General features: G+C 71.4%; 17 protein-coding genes and 1 tRNA gene. 6 read left to right on the plus strand and 12 right to left on the minus strand.

The annotated features are described in order from the left end of the window. Positions 1-94: 94 nt before the first annotated feature. The gene (locus tag M1D56_RS06285) at positions 95-859 is read left to right on the plus strand and encodes an IclR family transcriptional regulator (protein WP_271173968.1); all 765 of its coding nucleotides are present in this window, start codon (positions 95-97) and stop codon (positions 857-859) included. A gap of 32 nt (positions 860-891) precedes the next feature. Here the strand turns inward: M1D56_RS06285 and M1D56_RS06290 are convergent, their stop codons facing one another. After that, positions 892-1,713, minus strand: a complete 822-nt coding sequence (locus M1D56_RS06290; RefSeq protein ID WP_456284995.1) for an aldo/keto reductase — start codon at positions 1,711-1,713, stop codon at positions 892-894. A gap of 84 nt (positions 1,714-1,797) precedes the next feature. On the opposite strand from M1D56_RS06290, the gene M1D56_RS06295 reads away from it, so the two are divergent. Further along, complete coding sequence (locus M1D56_RS06295; RefSeq protein ID WP_456284996.1) at positions 1,798-2,340, plus strand: RNA polymerase sigma factor; 543 nt, start codon at positions 1,798-1,800, stop codon at positions 2,338-2,340. Between the two features lie 65 nt (positions 2,341-2,405). Beyond that, on the plus strand, positions 2,406-3,728 hold the full coding sequence (locus M1D56_RS06300) for a hypothetical protein (RefSeq protein WP_456284997.1): 1,323 nt from the start codon (positions 2,406-2,408) through the stop codon (positions 3,726-3,728). A gap of 7 nt (positions 3,729-3,735) precedes the next feature. Here M1D56_RS06300 and M1D56_RS06305 read toward each other — a convergent pair whose 3' ends face one another. Further along, entirely contained in the window at positions 3,736-4,299 is a 564-nt protein-coding gene (locus M1D56_RS06305) for a hypothetical protein (RefSeq protein ID WP_456284998.1), read from the minus strand. Further along, positions 4,296-5,132, minus strand: a complete 837-nt coding sequence (locus M1D56_RS06310) for an inositol monophosphatase family protein (RefSeq protein ID WP_456284999.1) — start codon at positions 5,130-5,132, stop codon at positions 4,296-4,298. Before M1D56_RS06310 ends, M1D56_RS06305 begins: the two co-directional genes overlap by 4 nt. Before the next feature lie 170 nt (positions 5,133-5,302). On the opposite strand from M1D56_RS06310, the gene M1D56_RS06315 reads away from it, so the two are divergent. After that, positions 5,303-5,375, plus strand: a tRNA-Lys gene (locus M1D56_RS06315). A gap of 124 nt (positions 5,376-5,499) precedes the next feature. Here the strand turns inward: M1D56_RS06315 and M1D56_RS06320 are convergent. The 4 genes from M1D56_RS06320 to M1D56_RS06335 form a co-directional block, all read right to left on the minus strand. Beyond that, the gene (locus tag M1D56_RS06320; protein WP_456285000.1) at positions 5,500-6,312 is read right to left on the minus strand and encodes an EamA family transporter; all 813 of its coding nucleotides are present in this window, start codon (positions 6,310-6,312) and stop codon (positions 5,500-5,502) included. Positions 6,313-6,504: 192 nt separating this feature from the next. Continuing rightward, the gene (locus tag M1D56_RS06325) at positions 6,505-8,043 is read right to left on the minus strand and encodes a tripartite tricarboxylate transporter permease (RefSeq protein ID WP_456285001.1); all 1,539 of its coding nucleotides are present in this window, start codon (positions 8,041-8,043) and stop codon (positions 6,505-6,507) included. After that, entirely contained in the window at positions 8,043-8,621 is a 579-nt protein-coding gene (locus M1D56_RS06330; RefSeq protein WP_456285002.1) for a tripartite tricarboxylate transporter TctB family protein, read from the minus strand. The genes M1D56_RS06325 and M1D56_RS06330 overlap by 1 nt, the downstream gene beginning before the upstream one ends. Then, positions 8,618-9,640, minus strand: coding sequence for a tripartite tricarboxylate transporter substrate binding protein (locus tag M1D56_RS06335; RefSeq protein WP_456285003.1), 1,023 nt, complete (start codon positions 9,638-9,640; stop codon positions 8,618-8,620). Before M1D56_RS06335 ends, M1D56_RS06330 begins: the two co-directional genes overlap by 4 nt. 123 nt (positions 9,641-9,763) lie before the next feature. Between M1D56_RS06335 and M1D56_RS06340 the strand changes: the two genes are divergently transcribed. Beyond that, positions 9,764-11,044 (plus strand): ATP-binding protein, encoded by a 1,281-nt coding sequence (locus M1D56_RS06340; RefSeq protein ID WP_456285004.1) that lies wholly within the window; start codon positions 9,764-9,766, stop codon positions 11,042-11,044. Next, complete coding sequence (locus M1D56_RS06345) at positions 11,041-11,763, plus strand: response regulator (RefSeq protein ID WP_324011681.1); 723 nt, start codon at positions 11,041-11,043, stop codon at positions 11,761-11,763. Before M1D56_RS06340 ends, M1D56_RS06345 begins: the two co-directional genes overlap by 4 nt. A 13-nt stretch (positions 11,764-11,776) precedes the next feature. Here the strand turns inward: M1D56_RS06345 and M1D56_RS06350 are convergent, their stop codons facing one another. From M1D56_RS06350 to hpaD, 5 genes are all read right to left on the minus strand, one after another. Beyond that, positions 11,777-11,962, minus strand: coding sequence for a hypothetical protein (locus M1D56_RS06350; protein WP_456285005.1), 186 nt, complete (start codon positions 11,960-11,962; stop codon positions 11,777-11,779). Positions 11,963-12,191: 229 nt separating this feature from the next. Beyond that, positions 12,192-13,775: a DUF222 domain-containing protein gene (locus M1D56_RS06355; RefSeq protein WP_456285006.1), complete on the minus strand. Its 1,584-nt coding sequence runs from the start codon at positions 13,773-13,775 to the stop codon at positions 12,192-12,194. Between the two features lie 92 nt (positions 13,776-13,867). Further along, positions 13,868-14,671 carry an HpcH/HpaI aldolase family protein gene (locus tag M1D56_RS06360; protein ID WP_456285007.1) on the minus strand — a complete coding sequence of 268 codons (804 nt, stop codon included), beginning with the start codon at positions 14,669-14,671 and terminating at the stop codon, positions 13,868-13,870. Beyond that, positions 14,656-15,444 carry a 2-oxo-hept-4-ene-1,7-dioate hydratase gene (gene hpaH / locus M1D56_RS06365; protein ID WP_456285009.1) on the minus strand — a complete coding sequence of 263 codons (789 nt, stop codon included), beginning with the start codon at positions 15,442-15,444 and terminating at the stop codon, positions 14,656-14,658. Before hpaH ends, M1D56_RS06360 begins: the two co-directional genes overlap by 16 nt. Further along, the gene (gene hpaD / locus M1D56_RS06370) at positions 15,441-16,604 is read right to left on the minus strand and encodes a 3,4-dihydroxyphenylacetate 2,3-dioxygenase (protein WP_456285010.1); all 1,164 of its coding nucleotides are present in this window, start codon (positions 16,602-16,604) and stop codon (positions 15,441-15,443) included. The genes hpaH and hpaD overlap by 4 nt, the downstream gene beginning before the upstream one ends. Positions 16,605-16,616 lie beyond the last annotated feature (12 nt).

A 16,616-nucleotide genomic window follows, 5' to 3' on the forward strand; every position in this document is an offset into this window, starting at 1 on the left:
CCTTGAAGCGTCATCCTGCTCCTGCTCTGATCCCACACTGTAGGAGCAGTCTCACGATGTGGGCAAACTGGCGTCCGGTCCCTAGGATCGCCTCATGGCCGAACAGCCGCTCCTCGTCCTCGCGAAGATCACCGCCATCCTCGACGCGTTCACGCTCAGCGAGCCGCTGCGGACGGCGAGCGAGATCCGCGCCTCGACAGGCCTGCCCGCGTCGACCGCGCACCGGCTGCTGGCGAACCTCGTCGACCACGGGTTCCTCGAGCGCGAGGGCGAGCGGTACCGGATCGGCGTGCGGATGGCGTACTGGGCCGGCCCCGCGACCCGCGCGCGCGACTTCACGGAGCTCCTGACGCCGCAGCTGCAGGCGCTGCGCGACGAGACGGGGGAGACGGCGTGCTTCTTCCGCGTCGAGCAGGGCGCGCGAGTGTGCGTGGGCGTTGCGGAGACGCGCCACGGTCTCAAGCGCGAGATGTACGTCGGGCGCATCCAGCCGCTGCACGTCGGCAGCTCGGGCCGCGTGCTCCTCGCGTGGACCGACGGTCTGCTCGACGAGGTCGCGTCGGGGGAGCTGCCCGCGCTGACCGAGGCGACCATCACCGACCCCGACGTGCTGCGCGCGGCGGTCGCGCAGACGCGCGCCGCGGGCTACGCGATCACCGTGGGCGAGCGCATGGAAGCGGCCTCGGGGCTCGCGGCTCCCGTCTTCGACCAGCACGCGGCGCTCGTCGGCGCGCTCACGGTGATGGGCCCCACCCTCCGGATGCCCGTCGAGGTCTGCGAGCAGCTCGTCGACGCGGTCGTCACCGCGGCCGACGCGCTCACGGCGGCGTTCGGCGGGCGCAAGCCCAGCGCGGCCTGAGCCCGCCCCCTGCCGGATCAGGCCCATCCGCCTCAGTCGAGCGAGGGGTCCCGGCCCGTTCGGAGGCCCGACTCGAGTGCCGCAATCGCCGCGAGATCATCCGCGTCGAGCTCGAATCCGAGGACGTCGATGTTCGCGCGGATCCGCGCAGGGGTGACGGACTTCGGGATGACGACGTTGCCGAGCTGCAGGTGCCACCGGATGACGACCTGCGCCGGGGCGACGCCATGCTTCTCGGCGATGCGGGCGAGGGCGGGGTCGTCGAGGAGGCGCCCGCGTGCGAGCGGCGACCACGCCTCGGTCACGATGCCGTGGGCGGCGTGATACCCACGCAGCTCGGCCTGCGGCAGGAGAGGGTGCAGCTCGACCTGGTTCACGACGGGGGCCACGTCGGTCTCCGCGCGGAGGCGATCGAGGTGCGCGATCGCGAAGTTGGAGACGCCGATCGAGCGGGCCCGCCCCTCCTCGCGGATCCGCTCGAGGGTGCGGTAGGTCTCGACGTAGCGGTCGCGCGAGGGGATCGGCCAGTGGATGAGGTACAGGTCGACGGTGTCGAGGCCGAGGCGATCGAGACTCGCGTCGAACGCGCGCAGGGTCTCGTCGAAGCCGTGGTCGTCGTTCCACACCTTCGTCGTGACGAAGACCTCGTCGCGGGGGATGCCGCTCGTGCGGATCCCCTCGCCGACGCCGCGCTCGTTCTCGTACAGGGCGGCGGTGTCGATGTGGCGGTACCCCGCCTCGATCGCGACCCGCACGCATTCGGCCGCATCGGCATCCGGGATCTTGTACACGCCGAGACCGAGCTGAGGGATCGAGCGTCCGTCGGAGAGGGGGATGAGCGCATGCGACGTCATGCCTCCACTCTGCCGCAGGCCGCGTGCAGGATGTCGGCGCGTCGCGTGCAAGATCCGCGGGCGCCGCGACAGAGACATGGTGTGATGAGCGTGCGCACCGCAGCGGAGGATCCGCCGGCCGAGGGAGGCACGATGCCCGACGACCTCGCCTGGTTCACGGCGGTCGTGCGCGCCCATGCGACCGCGCTGGTGAAGTACTTCGCCCGGCGCGGGCCCCGGCAGGATGCCGAGGACCTCGCGTCGGACGTCTTCGCGGTCGCATGGCGGCGACGTGCCGACGTGCCGCGAGGCGCGGAGCTCCCGTGGCTCTATCGCACCGCCGAGCTGACCCTCGCGAATGCGCGTCGGAAGCACGTCGACCTCCCCGTTGAGACCCTGCCCGAGTCGGGAGCGTCTCGCGTCGCTGACGATCCCGAGCTGCACGCGCTGTTCGACGCCGAGCTGCGCGGTGCGCTCGCCGCGGTGGGGGAGCGGGACCGGCGGATCCTCCTGCTGCACGCGTGGGAGGGGCTCGGCGGCGAGGAGCTCGCGGCGGTGCTCGGCATCTCGCGCTCGGGCGCGGACGCCGCGCTCTCGCGGGCCCGAGCGCGGCTGCGCGCCGCGTGGGGCGAGCGCCTCCGGTTCTGATCCCGCCGCAAGATCCGGCCTTCCCGCCACATAGGCAGGGAGAGCGAGCATTCCAGGAGGACGCCATGAACGCGCATGACCAGGACCCGGTCGACCGCCTCCGCGCCGCGGACCCGGCAGCGGACGTCGAGCCCAGGGAGGGCTTCGCCGACGCGGTGATCGCGGCGGCGACCGCGGAGGGCGCGGCACCGGTCGATCTGGACGCCGAGCGCGCTCGCCGCGGACCGCGGCGGATGGCCGTGCTCGCGATCGCGGCCTCCGTCGCGCTCGCGCTCGTCGTCGGAGGCGTCGCGGGCTACGGCCTCGCAGCGGGCCAGGCGACCGCTGGATCGGGCACCGGTTCTTCGGACGCCGGGGTCTCGGATGGCGACGGCGCGGCACCGCCGATCTCGCTGCCCGGAGAGGGCGGCCCCGCGCAGGGAGGCGCGCTCGCCGATCGGGGCGCGGCGGAGTCCGGTTCGCAGGACCTCTTCGCACAGTCGTCGGACACGAGCTACCCGTACGGGTACTCGTCGCGGAGCTCGTTCCGAACGTCGATGCTGCTCTCGTCGAGCGGCGGCCGGGCGGCTGCGTATGCCTACGACGCCGCCGCGTCGTCGACGGCGGAGAAGGTGGGCGCCTTCGCCGCGGCTCTCGGCGTCGAGGGCGCGCCTGAGATCCGCGACGGGATGTGGGTGGTCGGCCCGCAGGACGGCAGCGCTGCGTCGTTCAGCGCGAGTCTCGACGGCACTCTCGGCTTCTGGTTCTGGAGCGGCGGGGATCCGTGGGCGTGCGGCGAGGCCTGCGTCGCCCCGGAGGAGGGCCCCGCCATCGCCGCCGCGCGCGACCTGATGACGCGGCTCGGAGAGGACCCGGCCGCGTACGAGTACACGTCGGAGACCTGGGAGGGGTCCGCGACCCGCTCGGTCTCGATCTGGACCGTCATCGATGGCCAGCGCATCGATAGCGCCCTGCACCTCGACTACGCCGCGGAGGGGATCGTCAGCGGATACGGCGCCCTCGCCGACATCGTGCCGTTCGGGGAGTACGAGGTCGTGAGCGAGCAGGAGGCGTTCGAGCGCCTGTCCGATCCGCGCTTCGGTGCTCAGCTGACGGCCCTGCCCGAGGCTCTGCGCGAGGGCGTGCCGGGTGAGGAGTGGACGCCGCCGACCGCGGCGCCGTCCCTGCCGGAGCCGGGCGCGTCGGTCTCATGGAGCGTCAACGACGTCGAGATCGTGTCGGCACGCCTCGGGCTCGCGACCCACTGGCAGGCCGATGGGTCTGTGCTGCTCGTGCCGACGTACGAGTTCACCGACTCCGCAGGCGGAACGTGGAGCGTCATCGCCGTCGCCGAGTCTGCACTGGACTTCTCCGCGGCGGAGGGCAGCCATTACGGCTGGATCGAGTGACGCCTGCTCAGCCGCGCCACGTGATGACGGCGAGGCCGCTCTTCGTGTCCGCGAGCGCGACCCATCCGTCGCCGAACGCGTACGTCATGCCGTACCCCTGCTCATCCGCCCATTCCGCCGAGGGCGTGCTCTCGGTGAGGTAGACGACGCCGTCGGCCTCCTCGCGCTTCCAGCCCTGGTCGGCGAGGTACCCCTGCAGCTCGGCGGAGACATCCGCCTCGACGGGAGCCCATCCGTACATCTGGACGACGTCGGTCGCTCCGGCCTCGAAGTCGCCCCACGTGCAGCTGACGCCGCCGGGCACCTCGGTGGGGCCGACGTAGAACGGATCGGTGCGGGCCGTCCATCCGAGTTCGGCGAACTGGTCGACGAGCGCGGGCGCGATGATCGTCTCGCAGGTCGGCGCGCCGCCGCCCGCACTGGAGGCGCCGCCGTTCGCGGATGATCCGCCGTCGGACGGCGTCTTGGGCGTGAGCGGCGAGGCGCAGCCGACCAGCATCGCGGCGGCGACGAGGAGGGTCGCTCCCGCCGCGGCGAGGGAGCGCCGAGTGCGGGCCGCCCCGGTCGTCACGTCGTGGCCTGCGGCGGGGCGGCGAGGAGCTCGAGGAAAGCGTCGTGGAGGACGCCGTTGGTCGCGAGAGCCGAGCCCTGCGCGATCGTCGGCGCGCCATCGAACGAGGTCATGCGACCGCCGGCCTCGGTGACGATCGCGGCGGCCGCCGCGAGGTCGTACTCCTTGACGTCGAACTCCGCGACGAACTCGAGACGGCCTTCGGCGAGGAGCATGTACGACCAGATGTCGCCGTATGCGCGGTCGCGCCACACACGGCGGCTCAGGGTGATGAGCTCCTCGAGGTGGCCCGCGTCGTCCCACTGCGCGATGCTCTGGAAGCTCACGCTCGCATCGTCGAGATCGGCGACGTCGGACACGTGGATGGGCCGCGGCTCGCCGCCGTCGACGCTCGTCCAGGCGCCGAGGCCCTCGGCCGCCCACCAGCGGCGGCGCATCGCGGGGGAGCTCACGACGCCGAGGCGCGGATAGCCCTCGATGTCGAGCGCGATCATCGTGCCCCACGCGGGGACGCCGCGGAGGAAGTTCGCCGTGCCGTCGATCGGGTCGATGATCCAGCGGCGAGGCGCGTCGTCGTCGCGGCCGTACTCCTCGCCGAAGATCCCGTCGTCCGGGCGCTCGGTCGCGAGGATGTCGCGGATGGCGCGTTCGGCAGCCAGGTCGGCATCGGTCACGTGGCTGCGGTCGGCCTTGCGCGAGACCTCGAGGTCGGCGGAGTCGAAGCGCGGCAGCGTCTGGGCGTCGGCGGCGTCGGCGAGGCGGAGGGCGAGCGCGAGATCCTCGTCGAGGCCGGCGCGAGCGGGGGAGGCGGGAGTCGACGAGGGGGAGGTCACCCGCTCAGGATATCGGCGCCGTCGCGGCCGGCCCTGAGGTTCAGAGCACGCGTGAGGGGTGCACAGGAGACGCACAGGCACGCCCGGGCGCACCTCGATTCGCGCGGGCCTGGCGAGCCTGGTAACGTAGTCTCTCGGTTCGCAGGGAAGGAATTCCCGGAGAACGGAACGCACCTCTAGCTCAATCGGCAGAGCAACTGACTCTTAATCAGTGGGTTCAGGGTTCAAGTCCCTGGGGGTGCACGGATCAGCCTCGGTCACTCTCGCCAGTGACCGGGGCTTTTTCGCGTCTGCCGGCCGCCTTGACGTGGCGGGGCCGGCTGGTGCGGACTTTATGAGGCGCGGCGCCCGGGGGCGGCCGAAGAGGTCATGGCGTGTCCGTTCGTGTGGGCGCGGGTTCTCCCGCAGACGGGTCGACGACTCGCGCGCCATCCCGTTGTGCAGCCGCGCCGGAGGTCACGACGAGGATGATGCCGACGACCTGGAACGGTGTCGGATTCTGTCCGAGCAGGAGCAGTCCGATCAGGATGCCGAAGGCGGGCTCGATCGAGAGGAGTGTGCCGAACGCGGTGTGCGTCATCCTGCGCAGCGCGAGCATCTCCAAGCCGAAGGCGATCACCGGTGTGATCACAGCAATGCCCGCTGCGGTGGCGATCACACCCCAGGGCGGAGTGCCGGAGACCACCTGAGGCAACCCGAGGAGTGCGGTCGCGACAGCGGCGATCGGCAGGGTCATCGCGAGCCCGCTGATGCCGGCGAACCGGTCTCCGACTTTCTGTGTGAGCACGTTGTACAGGCCCCAGCAGGTTCCGGCAAGGAGAGCGAAACCGACTCCGACGAGGTCGATCTGCCCCGACCAGGGTTCGGTCATGAGCACGACGCCTGTGAGCGCCAGTGCAGGCCAGATGAGGGCCCGTCGGCGACGGCTGGTGATGCCTGCGACGACGAGGGGACCCAGGAACTCGATCGCTACCGCCGTGCCCAGGGGGATGAGCTCTGCCGCCGCAAGGAAGAAGGTCGTCATGAATCCCGTCACGACGCCGAGACCGATGAGGGCCGGTACGTCGCGTCGGCGCACCGACCGCAGCGACGGTCGCGCGATCATCCACACGAGTGCCGCGCCGAAGCACATCCGCAACCGCGCTGTCCCCGCGGACCCGACGTGCTCGATCACGCCCACGGACAGAGCGTTTGCCAGCTGCACCGCGAGCATTGCGGCAACCGCCATCGACCACGGCGGAACGGTCGTCCGGCGTGCGGTCACGAGCCTGTGCCCGCGAGTCGATCAGTCGCAGTGTTGGTTCCCATAAGATGCAGGATAGTGCACCGGCCCGGCACGTCCCGTTCGGGACGCACCGGGCCTCAGCGCGGATCAGCGCACGAGCGACGTCTCGCTCGTCTCCGCCTCGAGCTTCTGCCGCCGGCGCGCGACGACCCGCCCGCGGATCGAGAACGCGAGCACGACGGCGAGCAGCGCGTAGAGCGCGATCGGGATCGGCCCGCCGACGAGCACCGAGAAGTCGCCGTTGGCGCTCATCGCGGCGTCGCGGAGGCTCGTCTCGGCCAGCGGGCCGAGCACCATGCCGATGATGAGCGGCGCCAGCGGATAGTCGACCGCCCGCATGATGAAGCCGACGATGCCGATGCCGAGCAGCATGAGCAGGTCGAACGTCGAGCCGCCGGTCGCGTACGTCCCGAGCGCGCAGAACACCGTGATGCCGGCGAACAAGTACGGCCGGGGGATGAGCAGCAGCTTGGCCCACAGCGTCGCGAAGGGCAGGTTGAGGATCAGCAGGACGACCATCGCGATGAAGAAGCTCGCGAGCAGCGACCACACGAGATCCGGCGCACGCTCGAACAGCAGCGGGCCGGGCTGAAGCCCGTACTGGCGGAAGGCTGCGAGCATGATCGCGGCGGTCGCCGAGATCGGGAGGCCCAGGGCGAGCAGCGACCCCATCGCCATGCCGGTCGTCGAGTTGCCCGCGGCCTCCGGGGCGGCGAGGCCGCGGATGGCGCCGCTCCCGAAGCGGGGGACGTCCCGACGGGCGTCGAGCCGCTTCTCGAGTCCGTACGCGAGGAAGGTCGGGATCTCCGACCCGCCCGCGGGCACGATCCCGAAGGGCACGCCGATCGCCGTGCCGCGCAGCCACGCGGGCGCCGCCTCGCGGAACTCGGCGCGCGAGAGCCAGGGCCGACCGGCCGGCTTGACCATCGAGCCCTCGCCCGACTGCCGTGAGAGGCACGCGACGTAGATCACCTCTCCGAGCGCGAGAACTGCCACGGTCACGGTGACGAGCGAGATGCCGTCGAAGAGGTACGGCGACTCCAGGGTGAAGCGCGGAGCACCGGACACGCTGTCGACCCCGATCACGGCGATCCCCAGCCCGAGGAAGAGCGACGCCATGCCGTGCAGCGGCGTGTCCGTCACGACGGATGAGGTCGCAGCGAACGCGAAGACCGCGAGCGCGAAGAACTCTGCCGGGCCGAAGCTGCTCGAGAAGTCGGCGAGGAGCGGCGCGAGGAAGACGACGAGCACCGACGCGACGAATCCGCCGATGAAGGCGCCGATCGCCGCGGTCGCGAGCGCCTGCGCCGCCCGGCCGCTGAGCGCCATCCGGTGCCCCTCGAACGTCGAGGCGATGGCCGAGGCCTGACCCGGCGTGTTCATCAGGATGCCCATGGTCGAGTCTCCGAAGAGCCCGCCGAAGTAGACCCCGGCGAACATGATGAACGCGGCGGTCGGCTCGAGGGCGAAGGTGACCGGCAGCAGCAGCGCGACCGCCATCGACGAGCCGAGGCCAGGCAGCACGCCCACCGCGGTGCCGAGCAGGCATCCGACGAGGACCCAGATGAGGTTCTGCCAGGTCAGCGCCCCGGCGAATCCGTCGGCGAGAAGAGGAAGGACGTCCATCAGAGCCCCCCTCCGAGAATGCCCGACGGCAGCGAGAGGCCGAGCAGCATGTCGAATGCGATGTAGATGACCGAGCTCAGGGTGAGCCCCACGAGCGCATTGAACAGCCAGCGCGACGACGCGAAGCCGCGCACGACGCCGACGAACAGCAGCGTCGCCGCGATGATCCAGCCGAGGACCTCGAGCAGGAGCGCGAAGGCGAGGAACGACCCCACGATCCACAGCAGCGAGCGCCAGCGCGGACGGGAGAGGATGCCGCCTGCGCTGTCGGCTGCCGCGTCATCGGTCTGCGTCCGGCTGCTCTGCCACTGCCGGAAGCCCGAGAGCCCGAGCAGGATCGCCAGCAGGTAGAGGCCCGCCGAGATCAGTCCCGGGAAGAACTGCGGGCCGGGGAACGCCGCGCCCTCTGGGATCGACATCGTGAGGATGCCCACGAGCAGGTAGCTCGCGAAGGCCGCCAGGAGCACGGGCATCACGAGATGCGCCGCGAGGGTCGCGATCGACGGCGCCGTCGTGCGGGGCGCCCCCGGATCGCCCACGACCGCGGACAGGGCGGTGGGATTGTTCGAAGGCATCATTGCCCCATCTCCTCGTAGAGGTCGGCGATCCGAGCACGCTCGGATTCCAGGAAGTCGGTCAGCTCGTCACCCGTGATCACGCGCTCCGTCCAGTGGTAGCGCTCGATCGCGTCCTGCCACTCCGGAGTCTCGAGCGTCTCGAGGACGAGGTCGGTGAGCTCCGTGCGCTCTGTCTCAGACAGCGCGGAGGGCGCGGCCACCATGCGCCAGTTCGTCAGCGCCACGTCGTAGCCCTGCTCGACCGCCGTGGGGATCTCGATGCCCTCGACCGGCTGCTCGGCGATCAGCGCCAGCGCCCGCAGACGTCCGGACGCGATCTGGTCGATGTTGTCGGGGTAGCCGCCCGTGGCCGCCTGCGCGGTCCCGTTCAGGAGGGCCTGGATGGCCTCGCCACCGCCATCCGAGGAGATGTACGTCGTCTCCACCGGATCGATGCCCGCCGCGAGAGCGAGATCGGTCACGACGAGCTGGTCGAACGAGCCGCCGCCGGTCCAGGGCAGCGCCCGCGGATCCTCCCGCCATGCGGAGACGAGGTCGTCGAGGGTCTCGTACGGGGAGTCGGCGGGGACGACGACCACGTCGTATTCCTCCACCATCACGGCGATGGGCGTGACGTCGTCGAGCGTGGCGGCCGAATCGAACTGGATCGTCGCCGCGAGGAGGCCGGTTCCCCCGACGAGGAGGTTGTTCGGCTGCCCCGCGAGGACCGACACGTTCCCGAGCGCGATCGTGCCGCCGGCGCCCGGCATGTTCACGACCTGCACGTTGTTCACCAGGCCGTTCGCCCGCTGCGCCTGCTGCATCTCGCGCGCAACGCCATCCCATCCGCCGCCCGGAGCGGCGGGAGCGATGATCGTCATCGATGCATGGAGGTCCGTGCCGGCGGCTGCCGACGTCACGGATCCGTACACGGCGGTCGCGATCGCCGCCGTCGCGAGGGAGGCGCCGATCACGCGTGTGACGGTACGGGCGACCGGCGAGCGCCCACGGGGAGGGGTGACGGAATCGTCTGTGCTCATCTCTGCTCCTTCTGCGGACACCTTTGTCGCCGCAAGATGAGTAATAGGATGAGCCGCCGTGAGAGCGCGCGCCTCGTCCCGAGGCGTTGTGATCATTGATGCTCACCGAATCCTCGCGAGGACATGACAAGGACCGCCGACACCCGAACGCGCGCCGTGCGCCTCGTGATGCTCTTCCTGCCATCCGTCATCGTGCTCGCCGCGGTCGGCCTGACGACGCTCGTCGCGCTCACGGTGCAGGAGCGGAGCATCCGGGACGCGACGACGCAGCGCGTGCACGACGTGGCGCGCAGTCTCGCCGAGCTGAACGAGGTCCGCACGGCGGTGGAGGCGGCCGGTCCGATCGGGACCGCCGAGCGCCCCGCCGACGCATCCTCCCTCGCGACGGCGACCGCGGCGCTGCAGCCGCTGGCGGACGTGATCCAGCGCACGGCCGGCGTGTACTACGTCGTGATCACCGACGACGAGGGCGTGCGGATCACGCATCCCGATCCGTCTCAGCGAGGGATCCAGGTGTCGACCACCACGGAGCCGGTGCTCGCGGGGGAGGAGTTCGTCGGCACCGAGACGGGGCCGTCGGGCGCCTCGCTCCGCGCGAAGGTGCCCGTGATCGGCTCGGACGGGGCTGTGGTCGGCATGGTGGCCGTGGGCATCCTCGAGTCGAGCATCTCCGCCCAGACGGCCGCGGGCGTCGAGAAGCTGCTGCCCTGGGCATCCGCCGCGCTCATCGCCGCAACCCTGGCGAGCTCGCTGCTCGCGGCCGCGATCGAGCGACGGTTCCGGAGGAGCGACGCCATGGAGGCGGAGCACCGCCAGCTGCGTCATGTGACGGCGGCGCTGCGCGAGCAGGCGCATGAGTTCGGCACCCGACTCCACGTGATCCACGGACTCGTGTCGCACGGCGATCGCGCAGAGGCGCTCCAGTACATCGAAGGGGTCGTGCCCGTCCTCTCCGGGAACGGAGGCGAGGGGGTCTCGCGGCCCTCGGGGCTGCTGAGCGCGAGCATCGAGGCGCTCCGCTCCGAGCTGAGCGCGCGTGGAACGCGGCTCGAGACCGACATGGATCCGGACGTCCCGATCGACGAGGGAGTGCTCCTCGTCTTCGCGAATCTCGCGCGCAACGCCGCCGAGGCCGGGGCGTCGTCGGTGCGCTGCTCGCTGCGGCAGGTCGACGGCCGGTTCGTCGGAGCCGTCGAAGACGACGGGCCCGGCATCGACCCCGCCGACGTTGATCGCGTCTTCACGCGCGGATACTCGTCGAAGCCGGACGCGTCGGGCGTCGGGCGCGGGATCGGCCTGGCGCTCGTCCGGCGCACCGTCACGTCGCGCGGCGGCACCATCGAGCTGCGTCGATCCGCGCTGGGCGGGTCGCGTTTCGACTTCGATCTGGGTGCCGAACGATGAGCGAGCGGATCGGGGTGCTCATCGTGGACGACGATGCCGCGGCGCGCGCCCTGCACAGCCGGTTCGTCGCCGAGACGCCGGGGTTCTATGTGGCGGCGACGGCGGCCACTGGGCGAGCGGCGCTCGCCCAGCTCGGACGCGGCGTCGATCTCGTGCTCCTCGACATGCGGCTTCCCGACATCAGCGGGATCGAGGTCCTGCACCGTCTGCGGACCTTGGGCGAGGCCGGGGCGGATGTCCTCGTGATCAGCTCGTCCCACGATCAGGTGACCGTCCGGCAGGCGCTCGCCGCACGCGTCTCGGGATACCTCGTGAAGCCGTTCACGCAGGAGGCGCTCCAGGAACGACTGCGAGCGTACGCGGCCGACGCCGACCGACGACGGGCAGACGCTGCAGATCGGCGTCTCTCCCAGGGCGAGATCGATCGCCTCCTCGCCGTCGGCACCACGCGGGCTCCCGAACGACCGAGGCGCGAGGGGCGTGTCGAGCTTCCCAAGGGACTCGCCGCGCAGACACTCGAGCGCGTCCTCGCGGCGCTCGACCCCGTCCGCTCGGTCTCCGCCGAGGAACTCGCGGCCACGTGCGGGATCTCGCGCGCGACGGCTCGCCGGTACCTCGAGCACCTCGTCGCCGAGGGGCGGATCGACATCGCGCACAGCTACGGGCGGCGCGGCCGCCCGCGCGTGCTCTATCGGCTGGCCCCGGCGCCGTCAGGCTGACGGCACGCGCGCGTCAGCGGCTGTCGAGGGCGGGCCGCGGAGTCAGCATCAGGGCGGTGGCGATCGCCGCCGCGGTGAGACCGAGGACACCGGTGGCGAGCAGCGCGAGGCCGGCGGGCCACACCGTGTGGTACTCGGCCTCGTAGGTGTATCCGTCGTACGTCCGGGTGAACTCGAGCGTTCCGCTGCTCGTCAGCACGATCCCGACGACGAGCGCGACGACCGGGATGCTCCATGCCAGCCCTCACGCCAGGCGTCGTCGGGCCGACCATGGGTCGTCGAGCTGTTCGGCCGAGGCTGCATCGAGATCGAGTCGGTGCTGTTCGTGCTCGGGCCCGTCTGAATCCACGTCTGCACCCTATCGGCGAAGAGCGGCCCGAGGCGCGAACACGAAGGGCGGCCGCGCCCGCCGTCTGCCCGCGTGCGTGTCAGAAGGGTGGTGGTTCGTCGTCGGGTGGGGTGAAGCGGGCGACGGGTGGTGGGGTGTCGGTGTAGACGCGCCCGTTGGGGGAGGTCCATTCGAGCACGCCGCCGGGGCCCTGTTTCACGGCCCATGGGGTCATCTGCTCGAGCATGTGATGCGTTTCACACAAATACTCGAGGTTGGCCACGTTCGTGGGCCCGCCGCGGGAGTGGGGGTGGGTGTGGTCGATGTCGACGTAGTGCTTCCGGATGGCCTGCCGGCATCCCGGGAACCGGCACCGCTCGTCTCGGGCTTTCAGGAACCGCCGCTGCGCGGTGGTGGGGAATCTCTGGTCGACGGTGAGGAGGACCCCGGTGTGCGCGTCGGTGAACGCACGGTTCCAGATCGTCGCGTCCGCGGCGATCTGCTTGGCGTCGATGATCGGGATCGGACCAGCCCCCGCGAGAGTGGCGCCCTCGGTCCGGTTCGTGGGGTCCGCCAGTGCGGTGGCGGGGATGGTGATGTGCACGCTCCCGCGGATCGCGCCGAGCCCGACGGGCCTCCGGGCCGGCGTTGCGGCGGGCCTCGCGGCCAGGCCGAACGCCGACCCCGCACCGTCCATGGCGCCCGCGCCAGATGCTGATCCCGTGACGTCCGTTGGGCTCGCTCCGAGACCGACATCGCCTGCCTTCGGGTCGGCCGCGTCGCCGGTGCCGTCGCTGGTGGCGCCGAGTCCGGCGTCGGTGTCCTTGTCCTTCGCGTCCGCCCCGCCGTCGGGCGTCTGGGGGAAGGTGGCGCCGTAGAGGTGGTCGTGGCCGGTGGGGGTGCCGGTGAGGGTGAGGTCGGTGAAGATGTCCGCCCGGATCTCATCCAAGGTGCGGTCATCCGCGAGCGCGGCCGGGTCGCCGGCGCGGCGGGCGGCGGCGCGGGCGGTGAGGACGGTCTTCGCCATCTGGTCGATGCGGTCCATCATCCCGACCCCGAGCACGTTCGCGACCTCCGCGTCGAACGCGCCCATCGCGTCCTCGCCGGGACGGAACCCCACCCGCCGGCGCCTGCGGGCGGCCTTGTGGCGGTCGCTGATCGAGACCGGGTCCAGTTCCTGCGCGATCTTCCGCGCCACCTCCGCCAACGCGGCCGCGGTCATCGGCACCCGGTCCAGCCGCGCCAGCACCCGCACCTCATACGTCGCCCGCAGGGCAGGGTCATCGAGCCGGTCTCCGCACAGCACGATCGTGCGCGCGTGCGGGAGCGACACCGTCCCCGCCGCGAGCCGGTCCCGCACGACCGGGAAGCGGGAGACGAGGTTCGCGGCGTCGTTCATCTGCCGCTCCACCGACCGGCCCGGGGTGTGCGTGGCCGCGGCGATCTCCTCCGCGATCGCCCGATGCGCCCACGCCCGCGACGAACCCCCGGCTGCGACCTGCCGCTCATGCTGTGCCCACGCCACCTGAGACGCCGACGCCAACGCCATCTGACGCGCCGCCTGCGCGTGCGCGATCACCCTGTCCGCCGCCCGAATCGCCTCGATCGCCGACTCCACCGCCGCACGCTCCGAAGCCGTCGGGCACGGACCATCCCCTTCACCCCACACAGCCCCATCGCTCATGACACCAGTGTCCCGCCCACCACCGACATTCGAAGACCCCTACGAGCCAGAACGACGCACAAAAGGTCACAGAACGATAACGAAGGTGATGGTCAGGTCGCGGCGCGCCCGCGCTCCGCGTCCTCTCCGATGAACCCGTCCGCGAGCGCCTCCGACGCGCGTGCGAGCAGCGCGACATCCGCTCCCACGAGCAGGAAGCGCGCGCCGGCCTCGGCGTAGGCGCGCGCAGCCGCGGGGTCGAACGCGTTCACGCCGCACGGCCGACCCACGGCCGCGGCCGCCTCGAAGACGCGCTTCACCGCGGCGACGACCTCGGGGTGCGTCTGCTGCCCGAGCAGCCCCATCGACGCCGCGAGGTCGGCCGGGCCGACGAACACGCCGTCGATGCCCGGCGTCGCCGCGATGTCGGCGGCGTTGTCGACGCCCTCCGCGGTCTCGATCTGCACGTACACGGCGACATGCTCGGCCGCGTCGCGGAGGTAGCCGTCGACCCGGTTCCAGCGCGCCGAGCGCGCGAGGGCGCTGCCGACGCCGCGTCGCCCTGCGGGCGGGTACTGGGCGGCCTCGGCGACCGCACGCGCCTCGTCGGCGGTCGAGATCATCGGCACGAGGAGCGTCTGCACGCCGAGGTCGAGCACCTGCTTGATGACGACGGGGTCGGCCGACGGGATGCGCACGCCCGCGGTCACGGGGTACGCCGACACGGCGTGCAGCTGCGCGAGCACCGACTCGAGCCCGTTCGGGGCGTGCTCCATGTCGATGAGCACCCAGTCGAGTCCCGATCCCGCCATGATCTCGGCGGCGACGGGAGAGCCCGAGCACACCCATCCGCCGTACAGGGGCCGTGTCGCCTCCGCGAGCCGGTGCCGAAGGGTCGGGTTCAGACGAAGCGGCATGAGATGGCTCCCATCGGCCCGTAGTCGGCGAGCACGGTGTCGCCCCTGTCGACCCAGACGGGCCGCGTGAACGAGCCCGCGAGGACGATCTCGCCCGCCTCGAGGCGCGCTCCGTGCTGGTGCAGCTTGTTCGCGAGCCACGCGACGCCCGCGCCGGGGTGATTGAGCACTCCGGCGGCGACGCCCGTCTCCTCGATCGTCTCGTTGCGGTAGAGCAGCGCCGACACCCAGCGCAGGTCGACGTCGTCGGGCCGGGTCGGGCTGCCGCCGAGCACGAGGCCGCCGTACGCCGCGTTGTCGCTGATCGTGTCGACGATCGTCCGCCCCTCCAGTTCGACGTGCGAGTTCAGGATCTCGAGTGCGGGCGTGACGTACTCGGTGGCCCGCAGCACGTCGAAAAGGGTGCAGTGCGGGCCCTCGAGCGGCGCGCTCAGCACGAACGCGAGCTCGACCTCGATCCGCACGTTCGAGAAGCGGTCGTGCGGGATGCGGGCGCCGCTCTCCCAGACCGTGTCATCGAACATGACCCCGTAGTCCGGCTCGGAGATGCCCGTCGCCTGCTGCATCGCGCGCGACGTGAGGCCGATCTTCCGGCCGACGAGGCGGCGCCCCGCGGCGATCCGGCCGTCGCGCCAGATGCCCTGGATCGCGTACGCGTCGTCGACGGTCGCCTCCGGATGGCGCGCGGTGATGCGCGGGATGAGCGTCCGGTCACGGTCGGCCGCGGCCAGCTCGTCGGCGATCGCCCGGATCGCCTCGGCCGAGAGGCTCACAGCTGGTGCCCCAGCTTGTACTCGCCCTGCTTCCACTCGGGCATCGCCTCGTCGTCGTCTCGTCGCGTGTACGAGAAGCCGTCGGCGCCGATCGTCACCGCCATCTCGCTCGCGTCGGTGCGGGCGCGCACGGGCTGCGGGTTGCCGTCGAGGTCGAGCACGAGCGACGCGTCGGTGTACCAGCTCGGCACGACCGGATTGCCCCACCAGTCCCGGCGCTGGTTGTCGTGCACGTCCCATGTGATGACGGGGTTGTCGGGGTCGCCGGTGTAGTAGTCCTGCGTGTACACCTCGACGCGGTGGCCGTCGGGGTCGCGGAGGTAGAGGTAGAACGCGTTCGAGACGCCGTGTCGCCCCGGCCCGCGCTCGATCGCGTCGGAGCGGCGCAGCGCCCCGAGCTGGTCGCAGATCGCGAGGATGTTGTGCTTCTCGTGCGTGGCGAAGCACACGTGGTGCATGCGGGGGCCGTCGCCGCCGGTCATCGCGGTGTCGTGCACGGTCGGCTTCCGGCGCATCCATGCCGCGTACACCGTGCCCTCCTCGTCCTGGATGTCCTCCGTGACGCGGAATCCGAGGCTCTGCATGTATGAGACCGCACGCGGGACGTCGGGCGTGACCTGGTTGAAGTGATCCAGGCGCACGAGCTCGCCGGGGACATGCAGGTCGTACCGCCACGACATCCGCTCGACGTGGTCGGCCTGGTGGAAGAACTCGTACGGGAAGCCGAGCGGGTCCTCCACGCGGACGGAGTCGCCGATGCCCTTCACGAAGCCCTCGGGTCGGCGCTCGACGCGGCATCCGAGCTCGGCGAAGAAGGCGACGGCGCGGTCGAGGTCCTCGGGCGAGCGCACGCGGTACGAGAACGCCGCGACCGCCGCGACCGGGCCCGTGCGGAGCACGAGGTTGTGGTGGATGAACTCCTCGGTCGAGCGCAGGTAGATCGTCGTGTCGTCCTCCTCGGTCACGTAGAGGCCGAGCACGTCGACGTAGAACGCGCGGGATGCTGCGAGATCGGTCACCACGAGCTCCATGTAGGCGCACCGGAGGATGTCCGGGGGAGCGGCAGCGGGGCGGGGGATCGGGTTCGCCGCGGCGATCGGCGCCTCCTGCGAGACGAAGTAGCCGGAGGAGGTGAGGGTCATGTCCTCGCGTCGGGTCATGTCATGCGTCCT

The sequence above is a fragment of the Microbacterium sp. JZ101 genome, from assembly GCF_053903175.1.

Coding starts and splice junctions, on each gene's coding strand:
- M1D56_RS06340 (WP_456285004.1), top strand. CDS start 9,764: ATGACAAGGACCGCCGACACCCGAACGCGCGCCGTGCGCCTCGTGATG.
- M1D56_RS06300 (WP_456284997.1), top strand. CDS start 2,406: ATGAACGCGCATGACCAGGACCCGGTCGACCGCCTCCGCGCCGCGGAC.
- M1D56_RS06325 (WP_456285001.1), bottom strand. CDS start 8,043: ATGGACGTCCTTCCTCTTCTCGCCGACGGATTCGCCGGGGCGCTGACC.
- M1D56_RS06295 (WP_456284996.1), top strand. CDS start 1,798: ATGAGCGTGCGCACCGCAGCGGAGGATCCGCCGGCCGAGGGAGGCACG.
- hpaD (WP_456285010.1), bottom strand. CDS start 16,604: ATGACCCGACGCGAGGACATGACCCTCACCTCCTCCGGCTACTTCGTC.
- M1D56_RS06290 (WP_456284995.1), bottom strand. CDS start 1,713: ATGACGTCGCATGCGCTCATCCCCCTCTCCGACGGACGCTCGATCCCT.
- M1D56_RS06285 (WP_271173968.1), top strand. CDS start 95: ATGGCCGAACAGCCGCTCCTCGTCCTCGCGAAGATCACCGCCATCCTC.
- M1D56_RS06360 (WP_456285007.1), bottom strand. CDS start 14,671: ATGCCGCTTCGTCTGAACCCGACCCTTCGGCACCGGCTCGCGGAGGCG.
- M1D56_RS06330 (WP_456285002.1), bottom strand. CDS start 8,621: ATGATGCCTTCGAACAATCCCACCGCCCTGTCCGCGGTCGTGGGCGAT.
- M1D56_RS06345 (WP_324011681.1), top strand. CDS start 11,041: ATGAGCGAGCGGATCGGGGTGCTCATCGTGGACGACGATGCCGCGGCG.
- M1D56_RS06335 (WP_456285003.1), bottom strand. CDS start 9,640: ATGAGCACAGACGATTCCGTCACCCCTCCCCGTGGGCGCTCGCCGGTC.
- M1D56_RS06355 (WP_456285006.1), bottom strand. CDS start 13,775: ATGAGCGATGGGGCTGTGTGGGGTGAAGGGGATGGTCCGTGCCCGACG.